The 24,105-nt window shown below is 67.0% G+C and carries 19 protein-coding genes and 5 pseudogenes; 16 read left to right on the top strand and 8 right to left on the bottom strand.

Translation table 11 applies throughout. The annotated features are described in order from the left end of the window. Nucleotide 1: 1 nt before the first annotated feature. From ACQ858_RS02955 to ACQ858_RS02935, 5 genes and pseudogenes are all read right to left on the bottom strand, one after another. Nucleotides 2-913, bottom strand: coding sequence for an ABC transporter permease (locus ACQ858_RS02955; RefSeq protein ID WP_431275346.1), 912 nt, complete (start codon nucleotides 911-913; stop codon nucleotides 2-4). Nucleotides 914-1,024: 111 nt separating this feature from the next. Then, nucleotides 1,025-2,616 (bottom strand): annotated as a pseudogene (locus tag ACQ858_RS02950) (ABC transporter substrate-binding protein). A 29-nt stretch (nucleotides 2,617-2,645) separates the two neighbouring features. Beyond that, nucleotides 2,646-3,898 (bottom strand): annotated as a pseudogene (locus tag ACQ858_RS02945) (M20 aminoacylase family protein). Then, a pseudogene (locus ACQ858_RS02940) lies at nucleotides 3,898-4,877 on the bottom strand (ABC transporter permease). Before ACQ858_RS02940 ends, ACQ858_RS02945 begins: the two co-directional pseudogenes overlap by 1 nt. 175 nt (nucleotides 4,878-5,052) lie before the next feature. Continuing rightward, nucleotides 5,053-6,366 (bottom strand): porin, encoded by a 1,314-nt coding sequence (locus ACQ858_RS02935; RefSeq protein WP_431275345.1) that lies wholly within the window; start codon nucleotides 6,364-6,366, stop codon nucleotides 5,053-5,055. A 282-nt stretch (nucleotides 6,367-6,648) separates the two neighbouring features. Between ACQ858_RS02935 and coq7 the strand changes: the two genes are divergently transcribed. Continuing rightward, the gene (coq7, locus tag ACQ858_RS02930; RefSeq protein WP_431275344.1) at nucleotides 6,649-7,278 is read left to right on the top strand and encodes a 2-polyprenyl-3-methyl-6-methoxy-1,4-benzoquinone monooxygenase; all 630 of its coding nucleotides are present in this window, start codon (nucleotides 6,649-6,651) and stop codon (nucleotides 7,276-7,278) included. Between the two features lie 28 nt (nucleotides 7,279-7,306). On the opposite strand, the gene ACQ858_RS02925 is transcribed toward coq7, so the two are convergent. Beyond that, nucleotides 7,307-7,756: an OsmC family protein gene (locus ACQ858_RS02925; protein ID WP_431275343.1), complete on the bottom strand. Its 450-nt coding sequence runs from the start codon at nucleotides 7,754-7,756 to the stop codon at nucleotides 7,307-7,309. 261 nt (nucleotides 7,757-8,017) lie between these two features. Here ACQ858_RS02925 and ilvA point away from each other — a divergent pair, with 261 nt between their 5' ends. After that, entirely contained in the window at nucleotides 8,018-9,583 is a 1,566-nt protein-coding gene (gene ilvA / locus ACQ858_RS02920) for a threonine ammonia-lyase, biosynthetic (RefSeq protein WP_431275342.1), read from the top strand. Nucleotides 9,584-9,593: 10 nt separating this feature from the next. Here the strand turns inward: ilvA and ACQ858_RS02915 are convergent, their stop codons facing one another. Next, nucleotides 9,594-10,085 (bottom strand): type II secretion system protein N, encoded by a 492-nt coding sequence (locus ACQ858_RS02915; RefSeq protein WP_431275341.1) that lies wholly within the window; start codon nucleotides 10,083-10,085, stop codon nucleotides 9,594-9,596. 167 nt (nucleotides 10,086-10,252) lie between these two features. Here ACQ858_RS02915 and gspG point away from each other — a divergent pair, with 167 nt between their 5' ends. From gspG to gspE, 11 genes and pseudogenes are all read left to right on the top strand, one after another. After that, the gene (gene gspG / locus ACQ858_RS02910) at nucleotides 10,253-10,693 is read left to right on the top strand and encodes a type II secretion system major pseudopilin GspG (RefSeq protein ID WP_431275340.1); all 441 of its coding nucleotides are present in this window, start codon (nucleotides 10,253-10,255) and stop codon (nucleotides 10,691-10,693) included. Next, a pseudogene (locus ACQ858_RS02905) lies at nucleotides 10,668-11,163 on the top strand (pilus assembly FimT family protein). Before gspG ends, ACQ858_RS02905 begins: the two are co-directional and overlap by 26 nt. Continuing rightward, nucleotides 11,160-11,525: a type II secretion system minor pseudopilin GspI gene (gspI, locus tag ACQ858_RS02900; protein ID WP_431275339.1), complete on the top strand. Its 366-nt coding sequence runs from the start codon at nucleotides 11,160-11,162 to the stop codon at nucleotides 11,523-11,525. Before ACQ858_RS02905 ends, gspI begins: the two are co-directional and overlap by 4 nt. Before the next feature lies 1 nt (nucleotide 11,526). After that, on the top strand, nucleotides 11,527-12,174 hold the full coding sequence (locus tag ACQ858_RS02895; RefSeq protein WP_431275338.1) for a PulJ/GspJ family protein: 648 nt from the start codon (nucleotides 11,527-11,529) through the stop codon (nucleotides 12,172-12,174). Beyond that, nucleotides 12,171-13,262 (top strand): type II secretion system minor pseudopilin GspK, encoded by a 1,092-nt coding sequence (gene gspK / locus ACQ858_RS02890; protein ID WP_431275337.1) that lies wholly within the window; start codon nucleotides 12,171-12,173, stop codon nucleotides 13,260-13,262. Before ACQ858_RS02895 ends, gspK begins: the two co-directional genes overlap by 4 nt. Before the next feature lie 131 nt (nucleotides 13,263-13,393). After that, nucleotides 13,394-14,098, top strand: a pseudogene (gspL, locus tag ACQ858_RS02885) (type II secretion system protein GspL); the annotation flags it as partial. A 92-nt stretch (nucleotides 14,099-14,190) separates the two neighbouring features. Further along, entirely contained in the window at nucleotides 14,191-14,601 is a 411-nt protein-coding gene (locus tag ACQ858_RS02880) for a hypothetical protein (RefSeq protein WP_431276951.1), read from the top strand. Then, complete coding sequence (gene gspM, locus ACQ858_RS02875) at nucleotides 14,598-15,173, top strand: type II secretion system protein GspM (RefSeq protein ID WP_431275336.1); 576 nt, start codon at nucleotides 14,598-14,600, stop codon at nucleotides 15,171-15,173. The genes ACQ858_RS02880 and gspM overlap by 4 nt, the downstream gene beginning before the upstream one ends. 3 nt (nucleotides 15,174-15,176) lie before the next feature. Further along, on the top strand, nucleotides 15,177-15,977 hold the full coding sequence (gene gspN / locus ACQ858_RS02870) for a type II secretion system protein N (RefSeq protein WP_431275335.1): 801 nt from the start codon (nucleotides 15,177-15,179) through the stop codon (nucleotides 15,975-15,977). 2 nt (nucleotides 15,978-15,979) lie between these two features. Further along, nucleotides 15,980-18,256 (top strand): type II secretion system secretin GspD, encoded by a 2,277-nt coding sequence (gene gspD / locus ACQ858_RS02865; protein WP_431275334.1) that lies wholly within the window; start codon nucleotides 15,980-15,982, stop codon nucleotides 18,254-18,256. 16 nt (nucleotides 18,257-18,272) lie between these two features. Next, nucleotides 18,273-19,694, top strand: coding sequence for a type II secretion system ATPase GspE (gene gspE, locus ACQ858_RS02860; RefSeq protein WP_431275333.1), 1,422 nt, complete (start codon nucleotides 18,273-18,275; stop codon nucleotides 19,692-19,694). Nucleotides 19,695-19,787: 93 nt separating this feature from the next. On the opposite strand, the gene ACQ858_RS02855 is transcribed toward gspE, so the two are convergent. Continuing rightward, entirely contained in the window at nucleotides 19,788-20,357 is a 570-nt protein-coding gene (locus ACQ858_RS02855) for a hypothetical protein (RefSeq protein WP_431275332.1), read from the bottom strand. Between the two features lie 65 nt (nucleotides 20,358-20,422). On the opposite strand from ACQ858_RS02855, the gene gspF reads away from it, so the two are divergent. Genes gspF through ACQ858_RS02840 form a run of 3 tightly spaced genes read left to right on the top strand, consistent with a single transcriptional unit; the run spans nucleotide 20,423 to nucleotide 24,006 of the window. After that, complete coding sequence (gene gspF, locus ACQ858_RS02850; RefSeq protein ID WP_431275331.1) at nucleotides 20,423-21,655, top strand: type II secretion system inner membrane protein GspF; 1,233 nt, start codon at nucleotides 20,423-20,425, stop codon at nucleotides 21,653-21,655. 3 nt (nucleotides 21,656-21,658) lie between these two features. Then, the gene (locus ACQ858_RS02845; protein WP_431275330.1) at nucleotides 21,659-22,558 is read left to right on the top strand and encodes a 5'-nucleotidase; all 900 of its coding nucleotides are present in this window, start codon (nucleotides 21,659-21,661) and stop codon (nucleotides 22,556-22,558) included. Nucleotides 22,559-22,596: 38 nt separating this feature from the next. After that, nucleotides 22,597-24,006: an 8-oxoguanine deaminase gene (locus ACQ858_RS02840; protein ID WP_431275329.1), complete on the top strand. Its 1,410-nt coding sequence runs from the start codon at nucleotides 22,597-22,599 to the stop codon at nucleotides 24,004-24,006. The last annotated feature ends 99 nt before the right edge of the window (nucleotides 24,007-24,105 follow it).

Below are 24,105 nucleotides of genomic sequence, written 5' to 3'. Positions count from 1 at the left end.
CTCAGCGCAGACGTGGATTGAGCGCGTCGCGCAGCCAGTCGCCCAGGAGATTCACGCTCAGCGCGATCAGCACCAGCATGAGCCCCGGGAAGACCGTGATCCACCATTCGCCGGAGAACAGGTAGTCGCGCCCGGTGTTGATCAGCGTTCCCAGCGAGGGCGAGGTCGGCGGCACGCCGACGCCGAGGAAGGACAGCGTGGCCTCGGTGATGATCGCGGTGGCGACGTGAATCGTCGCCAGCACCATCACCGGCCCCATCACGTTGGGCAGCACGTGCCGCAGCATGATGCGAACCGGCGGCACGCCGGTGACGCGCGCAGCCTGCACGTATTCCTTGTGGCGCTCGACGAGCGTGGAGCCGCGTACCGTGCGCGCGTACTGCACCCAGCCCGCGAGCGAGATCGAAATGATGAGCACCCCGAAGGCCAGCGAGCCGTGCGCGTCGGGAAAGAGCGCACGTCCGATGCCGGCGATCAGCAGCGCGATCAGGATCGGCGGAAAGGACAGCATCACGTCGCACAGGCGCATCAGGAAGGCATCGAGCCATCCGCCGAAGAAGCCCGCGGCGAGGCCGAGTGCGACGCCGACCACTACCGACAGCAGCACCGACACCAGGCCGACCACGAGCGAGATCCGCGCGCCGTACATCAGCGCCGAGAGGATGTCGCGGCCCTGGTCATCGGTGCCGAGCAGGTACTTGGTCGTGCCTTCGGCGCTCCATGCGGGCGGCAGGCGCGCATCGCTCAGCTCGAGCACCGCGAGATTGAACGGGTCGTGCGGCGACACCCAATTGGCGAAGACCGCGCAGAAGACGCAGACGAAGGCGATCACCGCCGCGAGCATCGCCACGGGCGAGCTGCGGAAGCTGTGGCCGACATCGCTGTCGAGCCAGCGGGCAATTCTTTTGTTCATCGTTGTGTTCTACCGCCTGGAATCCCGCGGAACCGGCTTGGCCGGGCCGCCGGGATTGCCCCCTGCAAGGGGTGTCCGAGCCACACGTCGTGGGCGAGGCTGGGGGTGAGATCAAGGCTGCTGCGATTTAATGCTCATCCACTTGAAGAACATGAAGTTGTCGGCCAGCTGCGTCAGCTCGACCTTCTTGCTCACCCCCATGCGAGCGATTGCTGATGCAGCGGCAGGTGGCCGATGTCGTCCGAGTGGATCTTGAACGCTTCCTTGATCATCTCGTTGCGCTTGTTCTTGTCGGTCTCGGACTGGATCTTCCGGGTCAGCTCGTCGAGCTTGGGATTGCAGTACGAACCGAGGTTGAACTGGCCGGTGCCCTTGTCGTCGGGGCAGGCCATCAGCGAGCTCAGCGCGTTGTGCGAGTCGTAGGTGGTCGGTGTCCAGCCCAGCATGTAGAAGCTGGTGTCGCGGCGCAGCACCTTCGGGAAGTAGCTGCCCTTGGTCTCGGCCACCAGATTGATCTTGACGCCGATGCGTGCGAGGCCGGCGGCGACGCCCTGGCAGATCTGCGCGTCGTTCACGTAGCGGTCGTTCGGACAGTTCATCGACACCTCGAAGCCGTTCGGGTAGCCCGCATCGGCGAGCAGCTTCTTGGCCGCGTCGATGTCGTAGGGCAGGCGCTTGTCCTGCTCCGCGGTCCAGCCGTTGATGCCGGGGCCGACCATCAGCGCGGTCGGGCGCGACGCACCGCGCATCACGGTGCGCTGGATGCCGGCGATGTCGATGGCCTGGTAGAAAGCCTGGCGCACGCGCTTGTCCTTGAAGGGGTTCTTGCCCTTCACGTTCGAGTACAGCAGCTCGTCACGCTTCTGGTCCATGCCCAGAAAGATCGTGCGCAGCTCGGGGCCGGTGATCACGCGGGCGTTCGGGCTGGCGTTGATGCGCGCGATGTCCTGCACCGGCACCGGCTCCATCACATCGACCTCGCCGGAGATGAGCGCGGCAACGCGCGTCGCGGGGTTGGCGATCGGGGTGAAGACGATTTCCTGCGCGTTGCCTTCGATCTTGCCCCAGTAGTTCGCATTGCGCGTGAACACCGTTCGCACGTCGGGCTGGCGCTCACGCACGCGGAACGGGCCGGTGCCGTTGGCCTTGAACGATGCGGTGTTCTCGACACCCTTGCGTTTGTCGACCGGCTTGGCGGCGCCGTTTTCCTCGCACCACTTCTTGCTCATGATCATCGTCAGCGTGATCACGTCGGGCAGGATCGGGAAAGGGCCGTTGGTCTCGATCTCGACCGCGTAGTCACCGGCCTTGCGCACTTCCTTGATGTCGCTGAGCGTGGCCTTCATGTCGGAGCCGTCGCCCTTCGCGCGTGCAAAGCTGAAAACCACGTCGTCGGCGGTGAACGGCGTGCCGTCATGGAACGTGACGCCCTTGCGCAGTTCGAAGCGCCACACGTTCGGCGCCGTCTGCTTCCAGCTCGTGGCGAGCAGCGGTGCAAGGCTCAGGTCCTTGTTGCGGCCCACGAGCGGCTCGTAGGCGTTCGATGTCACGCTCAGTTGCAGCGATTCGTTGAGCGAGTGCGGGTCGAGCGAAAGAGCGTCTCCCTGGTTCGCGATGCGAATGGTCTGCGCGCCGGCCACCAAACTCGTGGCCGTCAGCACGGACAGGATCGCCGCAGCAATCACGTTTTTCTTCAGACTCATGAGAAGCACTCCTCTGGGTTGGGAAAGGTTCAAGAGGCCGTGTGGGCCATCTTGCTTCTTGGACTGCCGGCCTCGGCGGCCAGCGGCATGCCCTGCTCGATCAGACCCGCATGCAGTGCGGCGCCGAGCGGCAGGATTTCATCGTTGAAGTCGTAGCGGCTGTTGTGCAGGAAGGCGCCGCCCTTCGCGTCCTGGCCGATCCGCAGGTAGGCGCCCTTCTTCTGCTGCAGCATGAAGGAGAAGTCCTCAGCGCCCATGCTGGGCTCCATGTTGCGCTCGACGTTGTGCGCGCCGACCAGCGACTGCGCGACGTCGCCCGCGAACTGCGCCTCGGGCGCGGTGTTGATGGTGGCCGGATAGATGCGCTCGAACGTCACGTGCGCCGTGGCGCCGAAGCCCGAGGCAACCGCCGAGCACAGCTCGGCAAGACGGCGCTCGACCTGCTCCTGCACGCGCGAACTGAAGGTGCGCACCGTGCCCACCAGCGTCGCCTTGCCCGGCACCACGGCCATCGCGCCGAGATCGCCGGCCTGCACCGCGCAGATGCTGATCACCGCCGCGTCGATCGGCCGCACGTTGCGCGAGACGATGCTCTGCACGGCCGTGATGATGTGCGCCGCCACGACGACGGGATCGATCGTGAGATAGGCGTGCGCGCCATGCCCGCCCTTGCCAGCGACCTCGATCGTGATGCGGTCCGCCGCCGCCATCATCGCCCCCGGTTGATGCCGACGGTACCGGCCGGCAACCCCGGCCAGTTGTGCATTGCATAGACCGAGTCGACCGGAAAGCGGTCGAACAGGCCGTCCTCGATCATCACTCGCGCGCCCGCGAAACCTTCCTCGCCGGGCTGGAAGATCAATACCGCGGTGCCGTCGAAGTTGCGCGTCTCGGCCAGATATCGCGCGGCGCCGACGAGCATCGCGGTATGGCCATCGTGTCCGCAGCCATGCATCAGGCCGTTCTTGGCCGAGCGCCATGCGAAGTCGTTGTCCTCGCACATCGGCAGGGCATCCATGTCGGCGCGCAGCCCCATCATGCGGCCGCTTTCTGTCGTTCGCCCGCGGATCACGCCGACCACGCCCGTCCTGCCGATGCCAGTGTGGATCTCGTCGACCCCGCAGGCTCGGAGCGCCTCGGTCACGCGCGCGGAGGTGTAGACCTCCTCGAAGCCCAGCTCGGGATGCGCGTGGAGATCGCGCCGGAACGCGGTGATCTCGGGGTAGAAGCGGGCGATATGGGCAAACGCTCTTCCAGAGGCCTGCAAACGTGGTTCAGTCATCAATGTCCTCCTGCAATGCCGACACGCAAGCGCGGGTCGACGACGAAATAGAGCAGATCGACCACGAGATTGATGACGACGAAGATCAGCGCGATCAGACAGAGGTAGGCCGCCATCACCGGAATGTCGGCGAAGGTCACCGCCTGGATGAACAGCAGTCCCATGCCCGGCCACTGAAAGACCGACTCCGTGATGATCGAGAAGGCGATGAGGCCGCCGAGTTGGAGCCCCGTGATGGTCATCACCGGCACCAGGGTGTTCTTCAGCGCATGGCCGAAATGGATCGTGCGATCGGAGAGCCCGCGTGCCCGAGCGAACTTGATGTAGTCGGTGCGCAGCACTTCGAGCATCTCGGCACGGACCAGACGCATGATGAGCGTGAGCTGGAAGATCGCCAGCGTCGCTGCCGGCAGCACGATGTGCGTCCAACCGTCCGCGCGCAACAGACCGGTGCTCCACCAGCCGAGCCGAACGACCTCGCCGCGACCGAAGCTGGGAAGCCACCCGAGCAGGACCGCGAAGACGAGGATCAGCAGGATGCCGACGAGGAAAGGCGGCAGCGAAACGCCGAGCAGCGAGAGCGTCATGAACACCTGGCTCATGAAGGTGCCACGCCGCAAGGCGGCGTAGACACCCATCGGGACGCCGATCACGAGCGCCAGGATGGCGGCCACCATCGCCAGTTCGAGCGTGGCCGGGAAGCGCTCCGCGATCAGCCGAGACACCTTCGCGCCCTGCCTGAGGCTCAGGCCGAACTCCCCTGCGACGCATTGACGAGGAAATGCCAGAACTGGACGAAGAAGGGTTGGTCGAGCCCCAGGGCAGTACGCAGTTCCCGGATTTGTTCGGGCTTGGCATCCTGCCCGAGCAGGAACACCACCGGATCACCCACGTACTGGAAAAGGAGGAAGGCGATGAAGGCGACCGCGACCATGACGATCACGGCCTGAATCAGGCGGCGCAGGACGAAAGCGATCATTCAGCAGATGAAGTGTCCATCGATGCTAGCAGCAGCAAGGTGTATGCCCATGCAGGAGTTCCCCAGTGTGGTGCGACGGCACACAACATCGTGGTCGAAATGAAAAAAGCCACCCGACTTTCGTCGAGTGGCTTTCAAGAACTTCCCGTTGATGCTGGCTTACGCCAGCGTCAGATCAGAAAGCGTGACGGATACCGATGTCGTAGCCGAGCGAGCTGGTCGGGCGCGTAGCACCGATCGCAGCTTGAGCGGCAGCGTTGTTGGCGGAGAGACCCGTCGTCGCCGTCGCCGGCGCGTAGAAGGCGCCGCTGGCGGAGAGGCCGGAACCGTACAGCTCGTTGTCCTTGTTGTTCACGTAGGCAACGGTGGCGTACAGGGCGGTGCGCTTCGACAGGTTGTGCACGTAGCCGAGCGAGAACTTGTCTGCCTTCGGATCCTTCAGACCGAAGATCTGATTGACCGTGCCGATGGCAGCAGCGGGGACCGGCAGGTCGCTGTACTTCACGCCCGAGTACGAAGCGCGGATCAGGCCAGGGCCGACCGGAACGGTCGCGCCGATGAGCCAGCCCTTAGCACCCGGATCGGTGAAACCGAAGATGTTCACGAAGTTCGGAGCCGAGCGATCGGTCTTGTTCTTGGCCTGCGAGTATTCGCCGAAGAGCTTCACGACGCCGAAGTCATACGAAGCGCCGAGGTTGAACGTGTCGAGCTTGCTCGTCGTGCCAGCGAAGAAGTTGTCCGAGTTCGTGGCTTCGCCGTAGGAAGCAGCGACGTCCAGCGGGCCGTTGGCATAACCGAAGCGGCCACCGACGTAACGGCCAGCGCGCTGGGTATCAGCCAGGTCAGGCGTCAGAGCAGCGTTGTCGTACTTCGTCGCTTCGTTGAACGAGTACATGACTTGGCCGTAGAAACCACCCAGGTTCGGCGGCAGGAAGTAGCCGACCGAGTTGCTGGCGCGAACGTACATCTGGTTGGTCGTGAAGCCGGTCGGAGAACCAGCACCGTAGCCATTGGCCGTCGAGATCAGGTTGGTACCAACGCCGTTGGTGCCGAACGGATCGAACACGGTGTCGTTCCAGAACGTCGGGGTGTAGTCACGGCCCAGACGAACTTCACCGAATGCGCCCGACAGGCTCACGGTCGAACGACGGTTGAAGAGGCCAGTCACGGTCCTGCTCGAGCCAGCAACGTTCGAAACATTGCCACCCGTCGTACCGTCATCATTGCCCAGCGAAGCTTCGAGCCAGAAGCTGGCAGCGAGGCCACCACCCAGGTCTTCCGTGCCACGGAAGCCCAGACGGCTGCTGTTGTAGCCCGAGTTCGTCAGTTGGTTCTTCGTGAGCTTGACGCTTTGGCCGAAGATGTTCTCCGACTTGTTCGAGTAGCCGCTGAACGTAGCGTCGACCACGCCGAACAGCGTCACGGACGACTGAGCCGAAGCAACACCGGCGACAGCCAGAGCAGCCAGGGCAACTAGAGATTTTTTCATTGCAAGTTTCTCCAAGGTTAAACATAGGGCTCCGGTGCGAAGGGCTCACCGTGACTGGCACTTCTGTGCACCCACCGGACCCCGGGCCAACCTCCTTTTGGGAAGTTGACGCTATTGCACCAGAGGCGCTTCGCAAGGGCAAAACAAATCGCCCGAAATGTCGGCTCGGCTCGACGTTTCGTTGCACGACTGCAACAAAGCATCTCGAACGAGCGGCGCACCGCAATGCGAAACCTGCCGGGCTGCACCTGTATCTTTTTGTAGATCGGTTCCAATTGCCCGATGAACCGATCGCTCGACTCCGTCCTGTCGGTGGCAGACGCGGCACTGCGCACCCTCTTCGCCAAGCCGCACGCGACGCGGCCGACACCCTCGCCAGGCACCCCGCCCGGCGCATTGACCGACGCGGAACGCCGCGAAACCGGCGCACTGATGCGCGTCAACCATGTCGGAGAGGTCTGCGCTCAGGCGCTCTACACCGCGCAGGCCGCGGTGACCCGGGACGCGGCGCTGCGCATGCACTTCACTGACGCCGCGCGCGAAGAAACCGACCATCTCGCGTGGACGCAACAGAGACTGGATGAGCTGGGTGCGCGTCCGTCGGTGCTGAATCCGATCTGGTACATCGGCGCCTTCGGCCTCGGCCTGGTCGCGGGAAAACTCGGCGATGCGCTGAGCTTGGGTTTCGTCGCGGAGACCGAACGGCAGGTTGAAGCCCACCTCGATGGTCATCTGGACCGGTTGCCCGTCGGCGACACCGCATCGCGGGCGATCATCGACCAGATGAAGCTGGACGAAGCGCGCCATGCCAGCCAGGCATGGAGCGCGGGCGCCAAGGAGCTGCCGCCGCCGGCCAAGGCGCTGATGCGCGCCGCGGCCAAGGTGATGACGACGGTCGCGCACCGCGTCTAGCTGGCTGGTCGCCAGGGCCGTCGCTGCTTCAGAGGTCGATCAGATCGAAGCTGGTCGTGATCTCGGCCGTCTTTCCCAACATCACGCTGGCCGAGCAATAGGTGTCGTGGCTCAACGCGATGGCCCGCTCCACCGCAGCAGCAGGGATGCCCCTGCCCGCCACGGTGAAATGCATGTGGATCTTCGTGAAGACCTTGGGGTCCTTCTGCGCACGCTCACTGGTCAGCTTGACGCTGCACCGCTCGACCTGATGCCGACCGCGCTTGAGGATCAGCACGACATCGTAGGCAGTGCATCCGCCCGTGCCGGCGAGCAGTGTTTCCATGGGCCGCGGGGCCAGGTTCTGACCGCCGTTCTCGGGCTTTGCCGCGTCGGGTGCGCCATCCATCGTCAGGACATGGCCGGTTCCGGTCTCGGCGACGAAGCCCATCGCCGATCGCGCGCCCGAATTTCCGGTCCAACTCACAGTACATTCCATCTTCACTGGCTCCAAAGGGGTTCACGAACGCACGCAGAAACAGAAAATTCGTACGACGGCGTGAATTTGTGTTCGAAAAGCATCACTCGCTTGTTGCAATGCAACAAACAGTCGATATACTTTATTTCATCGCACACGAAGCCGTGTGCACCGGTTGTCTCCTCCACCCTCCCAATTGGTGGATTTAGCCCCGAGCCGCAAGGCCCGGGGCTTTTTCTTGGCGCAGCCGACCGCGGGTGAGAGGCCTATGATCGCGGCCCTATGTCCAGCAACCCGAATCCGCCAGCCCACACGCTCACCTCCGCCGACTATCTCAAGCGAATCCTGACCGCGCGCGTCTATGACGTTGCCGTCGAATCCGCGCTCGAACCGGCGCGCGCGCTGAGCGCAAGGCTCGGCAACACCGTGCTGCTCAAGCGCGAAGACCAGCAGCCGGTCTTCAGCTTCAAGCTGCGCGGCGCCTATAACAAGATGGCGCATCTGAGCCCCGAGCAGCTCGCCAGTGGCGTGATCTGCGCCTCGGCAGGCAACCATGCGCAGGGTGTGGCCCTCGGGGCCCGGAAACTCGGCACCCGGGCGGTCGTTGTGATGCCGGTCACCACGCCTCAATTGAAGATCGACGCCGTGCGAGCGCTCGGCGGCGAGGTCCATCTGCATGGCGACAGCTACTCCGATGCCTATGTCTATGCCCTCGAGCAGCAGAAGACGCATGGCATGACCTTCGTCCACCCCTTCGACGATCCGGACGTGATTGCGGGACAGGGCACGATCGCCATGGAGATCCTGCGCCAGCACCAGGGTCCGCTCGACGCGGTCTTCGTCGCCATCGGCGGCGGTGGCCTGATCGCCGGCGTCGCCAGCTACATCAAGGCCCTCCGCCCGGAGATCAAGGTGATCGGCGTGCAGATGAACGATTCGGACGCCATGATCCAGTCGGTCGTCGCGAAAGAGCGCGTGGCGCTCCCCGACGTGGGCCTTTTCTCCGACGGCACCGCCGTCAAGCTGGTCGGCGAGGAAACCTTCCGGCTGGCGTCGGAACTGGTCGATGAGTACATCGCCGTCGATACCGATGCCGTCTGTGCCGCGATCAAGGACGTCTTCATCGACACCCGCAGCATCGTCGAACCCGCGGGGGCACTCGCGGTCGCCGCGATCAAGCAGTATGTCGAGGAACGCGGAACGCGCGGCGAGACCTACGCCGCCATCCTGTGCGGCGCCAACATGAATTTCGACCGGCTGCGCTTCGTCGCGGAGCGCGCAGAGGTCGGCGAGGAGCGCGAGGCACTCTTCGCAGTCACGATTCCCGAGGAACGGGGCAGCTTCCGTCGCTTTTGCGAGCTGGTCGGGCAACTGCCCGGCGCTTCGCGCAACGTCACCGAGTTCAACTACCGGATCAGCGACTCGAAGGAAGCACACGTCTTCGTCGGCCTCACCACCACGACGCGAGGCGAATCCAGGACGATCGCGGACACCTTCGTGGCGCATGGCTTCGGCGCGATCGACCTCACGCACGACGAGCTCGCGAAGGAGCACATCCGCCACATGGTCGGAGGGCGCACGGGCCTCGCGCACGACGAACGGCTGCTGCGCTTCGAGTTCCCGGAGCGACCCGGCGCGCTGCTGAAGTTCCTGAGCCTGCTGCGGCCGAACTGGAACATCAGCCTCTTCCACTACCGCAACCAGGGCGCCGACTACGGGCGCATCCTCGTCGGGCTGCAGGTTCCCGCGGCCGACGACGCGGCTTTCGATGAGTTCCTCCAGACGCTGGGCTACCCCTTCGTCGAGGAGACCCAGAACCCCGCGTACCGTCTGTTCCTGCAGGCCTGAGCGGGCGCGCTCAGGTCGGTTCGGCCGGAGGCGCCATCACCGGCGCGACCCCCGGCGCGGGGAAATTCGGCGGGAACGGCTGTGGCGCCGTCACGGCGGGCGGCGCGGCCGACGGTGACGGCGGTGCTGCCACGGCCGGTTGCGACGGGATGGCGAGCGGCCGCGTCGGCATCTGGAGCGTCAAGGCCGCCTTGCCATCCACGCTCGGGCCGAGCGCAGCCGCGCGCGTCGTCACCGACTGAAGCACAAATCCCTCCGCAACCTTGGTGCCGACCTTGAACGGACGCGCGGGCTTTCCGTCGACCGCGATAAGCGCAGCGCCCTGCTCGTCCGCATCCGACACCACGCCGAGCAGCGCGAAGCGGCTCGCCGCTTCGGGCGCGACGGCAGCCACCGGCTGATTCGAGACAGCGCCCAGCATCTGGGCCACGGCGGACGGATCGGGCTCCAACGGCGTCTTGATGACCGCAGGCGGGGCCACCGCGTCGGAAGGGGCCGTCAATCGCAGGCCCCAAAACACGACGCTCGCCGCCGCGAGCGCCCAGATGCCGGCCGTCGCAGTGGCTGCGGGCCAACGGGCAGGTGCGTAAGGGACTGACATATGCCCGGATTATCATTCAGAGAACACGGCGAGCTTCGCCCTCCCTCACGGGTTTCTCATTCAAATCCATGCCCCTTTCCTACCGCTCCATTTCACGCACCCTGCAGCGCGGCTTCACGCTGATCGAACTGATGGTGGTGCTGGTCATCATCGGCGTGCTGGCCGCACTGATCGTGCCCAATGTCATCGAACGCGCGGACGACGCGCGCGTGACTGCGGCGAAGACCGACATCAACAACCTGATGCAGGCGCTCAAGCTCTACCGGCTGGACAACCAGCGCTATCCGACGGCGGAGCAAGGCCTGCAGGCGCTGGTCGCGCGTCCGACCACCGGACCGGCGGCACCCAACTGGAAGCCCTACGTCGACAAGTTGCCCAACGACCCCTGGGGCCACCCCTACCAGTACATGAACCCGGGCATCAAGGGCGAGGTCGACGTGCTTTCGCTCGGCGCCGATGGCCAGCCCGGCGGCGAGGGCAAGAATGCCGACATCGGCAGCTGGCAGTAGGCGCGGCCGCCGTCCCTTCCAGCGAGCCCATGGCGGCTTCACGCTGCTCGAGCTGCTGGTCGTCATTGCGATCATTGCGGTGGCCACGGCGGGCGTGAGCTTCGCGCTGCGCGATTCCGGCCAGTGCCGCGCTCGACCGCGAGGCGGAAAGGCTCGCGGCCCTGCTCGAATCGGCGCGTGCGCAGTCGCGTGCCAGCGGCATCGTCGTGCGCTGGCGACCGACGCCGGAAGGGCCCGGCAATTTCAGCTTCGACGGGCTGCCCGTCGGCACGCTTCCGAACACGTGGCTCGCCGAAGGCATCACGGCGCAGCCGATGACGGCGGGCCGGGTAGCGGTGCCAGCGCTTCAGCTCGGGCCCGATCCGATCATCGCGTCCCAACAAGTGCTGCTGACATCCGAGACGCTGCCCGACCGCAGCGTGATCGTCGGCACCGATGGCCTGCGGCCGTTCACGGTGATGACGCCATGAAGCGCGTACGCCACGCCGGCTTCACGCTGATCGAGGTGCTGGTCGCGCTGGGCATCGTCGCGATCGCACTGGCCGCCGGCACGCAGGCGACGATGGCACTGACACGCAATGCGCAGCGCCAATCCGACGTCATGCTGGCCCAGATGTGCGCTGAGAACGAGCTCATCAAAGCCCGCCTCGCACGGCAGTTGCCCGCAGTCGGCGATGCCGGTTCCACCTGCGTCCAGGCCGATACGGCATTCGGCGTCACCGTCTCGACCACCCCCACGCTGAACCCCAACTTCCGGCGCGTGGACGTGCAGGTCGTCGACGCGGACCAGGCCCCGGTGCTGAAGATTTCGACCGTGGTGGGGCGCTACTGATATGCGCCGCTCGAACGGCTTCACGCTCATCGAGCTCCTGGTCGCGATCGCGGTCATGGCGCTGCTCGCGATCATGAGCTGGCGCGGCCTGGACGGCATGGCCCGCGCTCAGGCGCAGAACCGCGAGCGCGGGGATGCGGTCCTGACCCTGCAGACCACCCTGACCCAATGGGGCGCCGACCTCGACGCCACGGTGGCGCTGTCGCGGATACGCGCCATCGACTGGGATGGCCGTGTGCTGCGCCTGACCCGACGCAGCACCGATGGCGACGTGCCCCGGATTCATGTCGTGGCCTGGACGCTGCGAACGGACCCTGCCACGGGCACGCGGTGGCGCCGCTGGCAGTCGCCGGGCTTCACCACCCAGGCCGAGTGGCAGCAGGCATGGGACCGTGCCGCGGCGTGGGCGCAAGGCGGCTCCCGCGATGCCGGCGATGCCGAGGTCGACCTGCTGCCGGTCGCCGGATGGCAGGTCTACTACTTCCGCAACGACGGCTGGAGCCCGGCGGTCAGCGCCGAGGCGCTCGGCACCAGCACGCCCCTGCCCGATGGCGTCAGGCTGGTCCTCGGCATTCCTCCGGGCGCATCGCTTTCAGGCACGATCACGCGCGACTGGGTGCGTCCTTCCGTCACGGTGCCCAAATCATGAAGCGGACCCAGCGCGGCGCGGCCCTGTTGACCGCCATGCTTACCGTGACGCTGGTCGCGACCTTCGCGGCGGCCGCGCTCTGGCAGCAGTGGCGTGCCACGGAAATCGAGGGCGCCGAACGGGCGCGCGTGCAGTCCGGCTGGTTGCTGATCGGCGCACTGGACTGGTCGCGGCTGATCCTGCGCGAAGACGCGCGCGCAAGCGCGAGCAGCGGCGGCGCCGACCACCTCGCCGAGCCCTGGGCCGTTCCGCTCGCGGAGGCGAAGCTGTCAAGCTTTCTCGCGGCGGACAAAAACATCTCCAGCGACGAGCTCGAAGGCCTTCCGGAAGCCTTTCTCTCAGGCCGGATCATCGACGCGCAATCCAAGCTCAACGTGCTGAATCTGGTCGAGGGCGGCAAGCCGGTGGACTCGGCCGTGAAGGCGTTCGCCAAGCTGTTCCAGCTGCTGGACTTGCCGGCCGGCGAGGTCAATGTGCTCGTCAGCAATCTGCAGCAGGCACTGCCGCCGGCTGCGACCGCGAGCACGAGCAGCACGGGAACGGGCAGCGCCGCGACAACGACGACGGGGACGACCTCGACCGGATCGACTTCCACCAGCTCCACGGGTTCGACGACCGGCACCGCGACGGTGAGCGACAGTCCAGGCACCGGGCCGCTGATGCCCCAGCACACCTACCAGCTGGTCTGGCTCGGCCTGTCGTCATCGACCGCAGCGGCGCTGGAGCCGTACGTGACGGTGCTTCCGGTACGAACGCCGCTCAACCTCAACACCGCCAGCGCCGAGGCGATCTACGCGAGTGCTCCGAAGCTTGATATGGCCGGCGCCAAGCGGCTGGTCGAACGCCGCTCCCGAAGCTATTTTCGAAGTACGGCCGATGCCAGTGCGCTGGTACAGGAAAGCGCCACGCAGTTCACCGACACCAACCAGTACAGCATCGCCACCAGCTACTTCGAAGTGCAGGCCCGCCTGCGGCTCGACAACGCCTGGGTCGAGGAGCGAACCCTGCTCCGGAGAGACAACCTCGACGTCCGCATCGTGTGGCGGGAGCGTGGCGCCGGCGCCACGGTCCTGCCGCCTAAATCCTGACGGCTCAATCCCCCTGACATGGATTGGGTCAAGAATATTTGCAACGCGCGCAGCTTCTGTATGGGACGCTATCAAATTTGTAGCGGCAATTGTCGTCCCGCACCTAAAATGACGACCCTTTTTCTCCGTCCATGTCCTTGCTGCTTGTAACCATTCCTCTCACACCCGGTTCGGCGACCGCCGAATACGGCTGGGCGGACTGGTCCAGCGACGGGCGCAAGCTGCGTGCCCAGGGGACCGCGCCCGCGGCTCTGTTGCCTCCCAGCGACGAACTCGTCCTCGGCGTGCCGGTCGCGGCGCTTTCGTGGCACCAGGTCACCCTGCCGCAGGGCAGCATGAGCGGCGGCGCACGACTGCGCTCCGTGCTCAATGGTCTGCTCGAAGACCATCTGCTCGACGATCCCGAATCCCTGCATTTCGCGCTGGAGCCGGGCGCCCAGGTCGGCACCCCGATCTGGGTCGCGGCATGCAACCGGCTCTGGCTGCGCGGCGCCGTGCAGGCGCTGGAGGCGGCCGGCCGCCGCGTCACCCGCATCATTCCCGAATTCGCCCCGGCACCCGCGGACGGCCCCTCGATGCTCTTCGTCATCGGAGAGCCCGATGCGGCGGTCTGCGTGATCACCGGTCCGGAAGGCGTGGCCACGCTGCCCTTCGACAGCACGGGCCTCGCGCTAGCCGGCACGCTTCCGCCCAACACCAGCGCATTGGCCGAGCCCGCGGTTTCCGAGCTGACCGAAAGCGTCCTCGGCCAGCGCGTGCCGATCGTCAAGCCGGCGGAGCGCTGGCTCCAGGCCAGCGAATCCCCTGGGACCTCGCGCAGTTCGATCTCGCCTCGACGGGACGCGCCCGCGCGAGCAAGAAGCTGGCGGCGATTTCGCGCGAGCTGTGGCGCGGCCGCCGGTGGCGCGCAGCACGCTGGGGCGCGCTGGTGCTGCTGCTGGCACAGTTCGTCGGTCTCAACGCATCGGCCTGGAAGGAGCGCAGCGCGCTCGAAGCCAAGCGCGGCGCGGTGCGCAACGTGCTCACGCAGACTTTTCCGGCAGTGCAGCTCGTGGTCGATGCACCGGTCCAGATGTCGCGCGAGGTCGCGGCGCTGCAGCAGGCAACCGGCGGTGTCACCGCCAGCGACTTCGAGCCGATGCTGGGTGCACTGTCGGCAAGCCTCCCCCGCGGCCGCGTTCCGACGACCATCGATTTCAGCGCCGGCCAGCTTCGCCTGCGCGGCCTGGGCTTGCAGCCTTCCGAGCTGACCAACGTGACCGCGGCGCTTTCCTCGCGCGGCTACAGCGCGCGCAGCGAGGGTGACCTGCTCCTCGTGCAAGCGGAGGCGACGCGATGAAGTGGACCGAAACCCTCGAAGCGCGCTGGCAGGCGTGGTGGCCCGAACTCGGCGCGCGCGAGCAGCGCCTGGTGATCGCTGCCGGCGTGCTGGTGTCGGTCGCCTTGTTCTGGTGGATCGGGCTTGCCCCGGCACTGCGCACATTGTCTTCGGCCCCCGCCGAACACGCGCAGCTCGACGCGCAGTTGCAGAACATGACGAACCTGCAGGCGCAGGCCAAGGCCCTGCAATCGCAACCCCGCGCGAGCCGCGACGACGCCATGCGCAGCCTCGAAGCCTCGGTGCGCGAAGACCTGCACGGCGCGGGGCAACTGCAATCCGCGGGCGCCGGCGAAGGCGCGACCATCGCAGTGCGCGGCGCCTCCGCCGAGACCCTGGCGCAATGGTTCGCGCAAGTTCGCAGCAACGCCCGCGCGGTGCCTCGCGAGGTTCATCTGACGCGCAACAACACGCAGCAGGGCGGCAGGTCGACGGCACAGCGGCCCACGCCGGGCGCGGCCGGATCGACGGGCGGCGAGCCGTCGGGCGCGCGATGGGACGGCACCCTCGTCATGAGCCTGCCGGCGCGCTGACCCATGGCCGCGCGACGTCCCCCCAACTCCGACGGCGCCTCCGGCTGGCGCTGGGCCGTGCTCGGCGGGCTGATCGGGGTCGCATTCGCGCTCGCCTTCTTCGCGCCGGCACGGTGGCTGGCGGCCGGGCTGTCCCAGTGGAGCAACGGCCATCTGAAACTCGTCAACGCGCGCGGAACAGTCTGGACCGGCACCGCCGGACTGGTGTTTTCCAGCGGCGCGGGCGGCGCCGAGGCGATCTCGCTGCCGGGCACGCTCGGCTGGACCCTGCGCCCGCGCTGGGACGGCTTCACGGCCGCGCTCGACATTCCCTGCTGCGCCGCCCGGCCGCTCGAATTCCGGGCACGCCCGCGTCCGGGCGGCCTCGAGCTCGCATGGCGCGACGGCCAGTCGCGCTGGCCCGCCGCGCTGCTGACCGGCTTCGGTGCACCGTGGAACACGCTCAAGCTCGACGGCACAATGGACGTCTCGATGCAGGCCTTCACCCTGCGCTGGAACGGCCCTCAACTCGCGCTGGCCGGCCGCGCGATCCTCGACGCAACCGATATTTCCTCCAGTCTCTCGACCCTGAAACCCATGGGCAGCTACCGGGTGGCCCTCGAAGGCGGTCCGTCGCCGACCCTGCTCCTCACCACCCGCGAAGGCAGCGGCCTGCAGCTGAGCGGCAGCGGCCGATGGAACGGCAGCACGCTGCACTTCGATGGCGAGGCCAGTGCCGCTCCGGGACGGGAAGACGCACTTTCGAATCTGTTGAACATCATCGGGCGGCGCGAAGGCGCACGCTCGCTCATCACACTGGGATGACCATGAAGAAGCCTGAGACTTCGTACGGTGCGCGCATCGGCACCATCGCGCTTGCCGCACAGATGTTGATCGCCGCGTGCATCCCGTCAGCCTACGCGCAGGATCTTCCGCGCCGCGGCGAACCGATCACGCTGAACTTCACCAACGCCGAGATCGAATCGGTCGCCCGAACCATGGCGGTCGTGACCGGCCGCGACGTGGTGGTCGATCCGCGCGTGAAGGGCACCGTCACGCTTCAGACCGACCGCGCGATCCTGCCCGAGGCAGCATTCAACCAGTTCGCCGCGGCGCTGCGGCTGCAGGGCTTCGCGGTTGTGCAGTCCGAGGGGCTCTACAAGATCGTGCCCGAGGCCGATGCCAAGCTGCAGAGCACGACGGTGACCACGGCCACGCCCGTCACGTCAAGCGTGAGCGGCAACCAGATCGTCACGCAGATATTCAGGCTCAACTACGAGTCGGCCAACAACCTGCTGCCGGTGCTGCGTCCCCTGATCGCGCCGAACAACACGATCAACGTGAACCCCGGCAACAACTCGCTGGTCATCACCGACTACGCCGAGAACATGCGCCGGCTGGCCCGCATCATCGCCTCGCTCGACCTGCCGAATGCATCGGACATCGAAGTGATTCCGCTCAAGCATTCGGTCGCGACGGACCTGGTGCCGCTGGTGACCCGCCTCATCGAAGGCGGCTCGGGCACGGCCGGCGCCACGGGCGCCGCTCCAGGCACCGCCGACGCGTCGTTCCGGACCGCGCTGCTGGCCGAGCCGCGCAGCAATTCGCTGATCCTGCGCGCCGCCAATCCGGCCCGCGCGCAACTCGTCCGCACATTGGTCGAGAAGCTCGACCGCCCGCCCGCCGACAACGGCAACGGCGCTGCGGGCAATGTGTACGTGGTCTACCTGAAGAACGCCGACGCGGTGAAGCTCGCGGCGACGCTGCGCGCGGCCATCGCCGCGCAGGGCGGCGATCGAAGCGCCGGCGCGAGCAGCGTAACCCCGGTCACCGGGGGCGCCCAGCCGGCGGCGCAACTCAGTGCGGCGCAGGGCGCCTCCGGGGCCTCGATGCAGGCGACCGCACCGGTGAACAACGCGAACCAGCCATCGACCGGCGGCCAGATCCAGGCCGACCCCTCGACGAACTCGCTGATCATCACTGCGGCGGAGCCCCTGTACCGCCAGTTGCGCGCCGTCATCGACAAGCTCGACGGCCGCCGCGCGCAGGTCATGATCGAGGCCCTGATCGTCGAGGTCAGCGCCACGCGGGCCGCCGAGTTCGGCGTGCAGTGGCAAACCGCGGTCGGCAACCGCGGCGTGATCGGCACCAACTCCAGCCTCACCGGCGCGAACATCCTCGCGCTGACCGCGGCGCTCGCGGGCGGCACCACGTCGGCGCTGACGACCCTCGGCACCGGCATGAACATCGGCATCGGACGCCAGACCTCCAGCGGCTTCGTGATCAACGCGATCGCCAACTTCCTCGCCCAGAACAAGGAAGGCAACCTGCTCTCGAAGCCGAACCTGCTGACCCTCGACAACGAGGAAGCAAAGATCGTGATCGGCCAGAACGTGCCCTTCGTCACCGGCCAGTTCACGAACACCGGCGCCTCGAACGGCTCGGTCAACCCGTTCCAGACCATCGAGCGCAAGGACGTCGGCCTGACCTTGCGGGTGCGCCCCCAGATCAACGAGAACGGCACCATCAAGATGACCGTCTTCCAGGAAACATCGACGGTGCAGGCGGGTACCGAGAACGCGGTCAACGGCCCCACGACGAACAAGCGCTCGATCGAGTCGAGCGTGCTGGTCGAAGACGGCGGGCTCGTGATGCTGGGGGGCCTTCTGTCGGACAACTACAGCAACAGCCTGGAGAAGGTCCCGCTCGCCGGCGACATCCCGATCGTGGGCAATCTGTTCAAGAACGAGACCCGCTCGCGCGAGAAGGTCAACCTCATGATGTTCCTGCGCCCGGTGGTGGTGCGCGACGGTGCCGCCACCGAGAGCCTGGCCTACGATCGCTACCAGATGATTCAAAGCGCCCAGCAGCAAGTGCAGCCCGAAGGCGGCAACGTCATGCTGAACAACGTGCCCGAGTCCGGCGTGCTGCCGCCGCCGCCCGTTCGCCCGACCAGCAGCAGCAGCAGCAGTGGCAGCGGCGGCTTCGAGGGCACGGTGCTCATTCCACCGCCCACGCCGACGTCGACGCGGCTCGCGCCGTCGCCGCTCAGGGGCGCCCTGCCGGCGACGGCCGACCCCGCGAGCTCTCGCGAATTGCCGTAACGAAGTCAAAGCACCGATGCGCTACCCACTTCCCTACGCTTTCGCGCGCAGCCAGCAGTTGCTGCTCGAAGAAACGGACGACGGCAACCTGACGTTGTGGATGCCGAAGGTGCCGCCGCGCAGCGCGCTCGGCGAGGTGCTGCGCAAGTTCCAGGTCAAGACCTTCGAGCCGCTCGCGCCCGAGCAACTCGCCAAGCGCATCAGCGCGGCTTATGCGCAGGGCGAATCCAACGCCGCCGCGGTGGTCAGCGAGGTGCAGAGCGACGCCGACCTCTCGCGCATGATGCAGGAGCTGCCCGCGGTCGAGGACCTGCTCGAATCCGCCGGCGACGCACCGATCATCCGCATGCTCAACGCGCTGCTCACGCAGGCGGCGCGTGACGGCGCGAGCGACATCCACATCGAGCCCTACGAGCGGACCTCATCGGTGCGCTTCCGCATCGACGGCACGCTGCGCGAAGTGGTGCAGCCCAATCGCGCGCTGCATGCGGCGCTGATCTCGCGGCTGAAGATCATGGCCGACCTCGACATCTCCGAGAAACGCCTGCCGCAGGATGGTCGCATCAGCCTGCGCATCGGCACGCGGGCGGTGGACGTGCGCGTCTCGACGCTGCCTTCGGCGCACGGCGAGCGCGCGGTGCTGCGTCTGCTCGACAAGTCCGAGAACAAGCTCACACTCGAATCGGTCGGCATGCTGGGCGACACGCGCGCGCGCTTCGAGCAGCTGATCGGACAGCCGCACGGCATCATCCTCGTGACCGGGCCGACCGGCTCGGGCAAGACCACGACGCTCTACGCGGCGCTCGGCCAGCTCGATGCGAGCAGCAGCAACATCATGACGGTGGAAGACCCGATCGAATACGAGCTGCCCGGCGTCGGCCAGACGCAGGTCAACGCGAAGATCGACCTGACTTTCGCCAAGGCCCTGCGCGCGATCCTGCGGCAGGATCCGGACGTGATCATGATCGGCGAGATCCGTGACTTCGAGACCGCGCAGATCGCGATCCAGGCCTCGCTCACCGGCCACCTCGTGTTCGCGACCCTGCACACCAACGACTCCGTCAGCGCGGTCACCCGGCTGACCGACATGGGCGTCGAGCCTTTCCTGCTGAGTTCATCCCTCCTCGGCGTGCTCGCACAGCGGCTGGTGCGAAAGCTGTGCCCCGTGTGCTCGGCGCCAGGGCCGGGCGGCGGCGAAGCGGTGCCGGTCGGATGCGACGCCTGCGGCCAGACCGGCTACCAGGGCCGCACCGGCGTCTTCGAGCTGCTCGTGGCCGATGACACGGTGCGATCGCTGATCCACAACCGCGCGCCCGAAAGCCAGATCTTCGTGGCGGCCGAACGCGGCGGCCTGCGCTCGATGCGCGAGGACGGCGAACGGCTGGTCAAGGCCGGCATCACCTCCCGCGCCGAGCTATTGAGAGTGACCCGCGAGTAAGTCGGGAGCCGCCGCGGAACCGGCTTCGCCGGGCCGCAGGGCGGCGCCCCCTGCAAGGGGTGCAGAGCCACACGAAGTGGGCGAGGCTGGGGGTTAGTCCATCACCACCGGGTTCTTGGTCTGCGGATCGGTCACGATCTCGCGGACCTTGCCGGCCTTGTCGAAGATGACCTGGTATTCGGCAAAGCTGCTGATCCACATGCGCCACATCTCGGCGTCGAGCTTCGGGTTCTCGCTGCTGATCGGCCAGCCGACCGCCATCGCGACCTGTTCCCGCGTCATGCCCTTGGTCACGCGCGCTTCCTTGATGGCGGCCTGGATCTTCGGCGGGAAGCTCGCGATCTTGGCGGCCGGGTCTTCCTGCACCACCCAGCGCTGGGCGAAACCGCCGAGGTCGATGTCGCGGCTGTAGTCGTTGCCGATGTCCTGCCTGCCGCCATTGATTTCGACATGCACCCGGTAGCGGCCGTAGCCGGTGACCTTCACCGGCGTGCCGACGGGAATGATGCGCTTACCACTTTCGGCATAGTTGCTGTCGCTGGCCCAACTTCCGTCGGTGCGCAGGTTGCAGCACAGGTAACCGCTGAAGGTGGGCTGCGCCCAGGCGGGAATCGCAAGGGCGCCGAGCAGGGTTGCAACGACGGCGACATGGCGGATCGGCATGATGAACTCCTCCGATTGGCATTGCCCCGACAATGCGGGCTCGCGCATTCTGCAACCCGTCCCCCATGCCTGCCTATTCCTTCGAAGCCATAGACCAACAGGGACAGCCCCGAAAGGGCGTACTCGAAGCCGACACCGCCCGCAGCGCGCGCGGCATGTTGCGTGCCCAATCGCTGATCCCGCTCGAGGTGACGGTGGTCGGCAGCGCCGAAAGCGGCGCACCGGCCGCTGGCGGCTGGAAGCGCGTGATCGGCGGCGGCCGCGTCTTCAACTCGACCACGCTGGCCGTCTGGACGCGCCAGCTCGCCGGACTGGTCTCGTCAGGCCTGCCGCTCGAACGCGCGCTGACCGCGCTCACCGACGAGGCGGAGAACGAGCCGCAGCGCGACCTCGTTGCCTCGCTGCGTGCCGAAGTCAACGCCGGCTCGCCCTTCGGACGCGCGCTCTCGCAGCATCCGCGCGAGTTCTCCCCGATCTACACCGCCGTGATCGGCGCCGGCGAGCAGAGCGGCAATCTCGGCCTGGTGCTTGAACGCCTGGCGGACGACCTGGAGCAGCGGCAGGCGCTGCAGCAGAAGCTGGTCGGCGCGGCGCTGTACCCGGCGATCGTGACCGTGGTCGCGATCGTGATCGTCGTCTTCCTCGTGAGCTACGTGGTGCCGCAGGTGGCGAACGTGTTCGCGGGCACCAAGCGCGCCCTGCCGATCCTCACCGTCGGCATGCTCGCGATCAGCGACTTCGTGCGCAACTACGGGTGGTTGATGCTTGGCGCGATCATCCTCGCGGCCGTCGGCGGGCGGGTCGCGCTGTCGCGTGCCGCGTTGCGCGAGAAGTTCGACGCGGCCTGGCTCAACCTGCCGCTGGTCGGCAAGCTCTCGCGCGGCTACAACGCGGCGCGCTTCGCAAGCACGCTCGCGATGCTGGCCACGGCCGGGGTACCCATCCTGCGCGCACTGCAGGCAGCCTCCGAGACGCTGGGCAACCGCGCCATGCGCGCCGATGCGCTCGACGCGCTGGTGCTGGTGCGCGAAGGCGCGCCGCTCGCATCCGCGCTGGCGCAGAAGAAGCGCTTCCCGGGCATCGTCTCGATGTTCGCGCGGCTCGGCGAACAGACCGGCACGCTGCCGCTGATGCTTCAGCGCGCGGCCAACCAGCTCGGCGCCGAAGTGCAGCGCCGCGCGATGCATCTGGCGACGATCCTCGAGCCATTGCTGATCGTGGCGATGGGCGGGGTCGTGATGCTGATCGTGCTGGCGGTGCTGATGCCGATCATCCAGCTCAACCAGTTCGTCAAGTAGCGTATGCCGGTCACTCTTGAAGACAAGCTCGTGGTCGCGATCTCATCGCGCGCGCTGTTCGATCTCGAAGAAGAGAACAGCATCTTCGAATCGGGCGATCACGAGGGCTACATGCGCCTGCAACTCGAACGGCTGGACGTGCCCGCGCGGCCGGGCATTGCGCACGCGATGGTGCGCAAGCTGCTGCGCTTCAACGAAGACGGCGTGCAGCGGGTGGAAGTCGTGATCCTCTCGCGCAACGACCCGGTCTCCGGCATGCGCATCTTCCAATCGGGCGCGGCGGCCGAGATGCAGCTGCAACGCGGCGTCTTCACGCAAGGGCGGGCGCCCTTCGGCTACCTGCGACCGCTCAACGCCGACATCTTCCTGTCCGCCAACCCGCACGACGTGCGCGAGGCACTGGCCGCCGGCTTTCCGGCCGCGCACGTGATGGTCGAGGCGGTGCGCGCCACCGACCACTACCCTGACGAGTTGCGCATCGCGTTCGACGGCGATGCGGTGCTCTTCAGCGACGAGGCCGAGCGCGTGTTCCAGCGCGACGGCCTCGCGGCCTTCCAGCAGCATGAATCGAGCAAGGCCGACGAGCCGCTGTCCGAAGGCCCCTTCAAGCCCTTTCTCGTGGCGCTGCACCGGCTGCAGCAATCGGGCACATCGCGCATGCGCATCCGCACCGCACTGGTCACCGCGCGTGGAGCCCCGGCGCACAAGCGCGCCATCCGCACCCTCATGAAATGGAACATCAAGGTCGACGAGGCGATGTTCCTCGCCGGGTTGCCCAAGGGCGAGTTCCTGCGTGAGTTCGAACCCGACTTCTTCTTCGACGACCAGACCGGCCACGTCGACGCGGCCGCGCGGCACGTGCCGGCGGGCCATGTCGCGAGCGGCATCAGCAACGAGCGTTGATCGCACCGCGGCACGCAGCTCTCAAGGAAGCGAATGACATGACCGCCGCCCATCGCCCTCTGATCCTTCGCCATGCCGACGTGCTCGTCACCGTGGACGCCGGCCGGCGCGAGATCGCGGATGGCGCGGTGGTCGCCGAGGGCCCGGCCATCGCGTGGGTGGGCGCCACGTCCGAGCTGCCGGCCGTCTATGCCGATGCCGCGCGAGACAACCGCGCCGATGCGTTCGACATGCGCGGGCACGTGGTGATGCCCGGCCTCGTCAACACGCATCACCACATGTACCAGAGCCTGACGCGGGCGGTGCCGGAAGCGCAGGATGCCGAGCTTTTCGACTGGCTCGGCAACCTCTACCTGCTGTGGGCGCGCATCACGCCTGAAATGATCCGCGTGTCGACACGGACCGCGATGGCCGAGCTGATGCTCTCCGGATGCACCACCACGAGCGATCACCTCTACCTCTTCCCGAACGGCGCGCGGCTCGACGACTCGATCGAGGCGGCCGAGGCGATGGGCATGCGCTTCCATGCGTCGCGCGGGAGCATGAGCGTGGGCAAGAGCCTCGGCGGGCTGCCGCCCGATGAAGTGGTCGAGACCGAGGACGCGATCCTGCGCGACAGCGAACGGCTCATCGGCCGCTGGCACGATCCGTCGCGGCACGCGATGCGCCGTATCGTGCTCGCGCCGTGTTCGCCCTTCTCGGTGTCGCGTGACCTGATGCGCCTGTCGGCCGAGCTGGCGCGCGAACGCGGCGTGTCGTTGCACACCCACCTGGCCGAAAACGACAACGACATCGCCTACTCGCGCGAGAAGTTCGGCATGACACCGGCCGAATATGCCGAAGACCTCGGCTGGGTCGGCCATGACGTCTGGCACGCGCACTGCGTGAAGCTCGACGAGGCCGGCATCGCGCTCTTCGGCCGCACGGGGACGGGCGTCGCGCACTGCCCCTGCTCCAACATGCGGCTCGCCTCGGGCATCGCGCCGATCGGTGCGATGCGCCGTGCCGGCGTGCCGGTGGGGCTGGGGGTGGACGGGAGCGCCTCGAACGACGGCGCGCACATGCTCGGCGAAGCACGGCAGGCCATGCTGCTGCAGCGCGTGGGCTTCGGGCCTTCTGCAATGACGGCGCGCGAGGCGCTGGAGATCGCGACGCTCGGCGGCGCGCGCGTGCTGGGCCGCGACGACATCGGTGCGCTCGTGCCGGGGATGTCGGCCGACATCGTGGCTTTCGACATGAACGGCGTCGCGCACGCCGGTGCGGGTCACGATCCGGTCGCGGCCCTGGTGTTCTGCCAGCCGGGCGCGGTCGCGCTGAGCGTGATCAACGGGCGCGTGCGCATTCGCGACGGCCGCTTCGAGGACGTCGAGCTCGCGCCGCTTCTGGCACGGCATCGCGACCTCGCGCGCACGCTGTACGAGAGCGCAAGGCACCCGCACACGGGCTGACCCGCCGACTCCACGATTCAGCCTGACCTAAGAAAGACGGGCGGCCCGGCGCTACGATCGGCGCAACGCGCCCGCCCGGGCGGGCCCCATGCTCACGCC

Origin of the sequence: Variovorax ureilyticus (assembly GCF_050632185.1) — a bacterium.
Taxonomy (GTDB): domain Bacteria; phylum Pseudomonadota; class Gammaproteobacteria; order Burkholderiales; family Burkholderiaceae_C; genus Variovorax; species Variovorax ureilyticus_A.
This window is presented reverse-complemented; position numbering and strand designations above follow the sequence as displayed.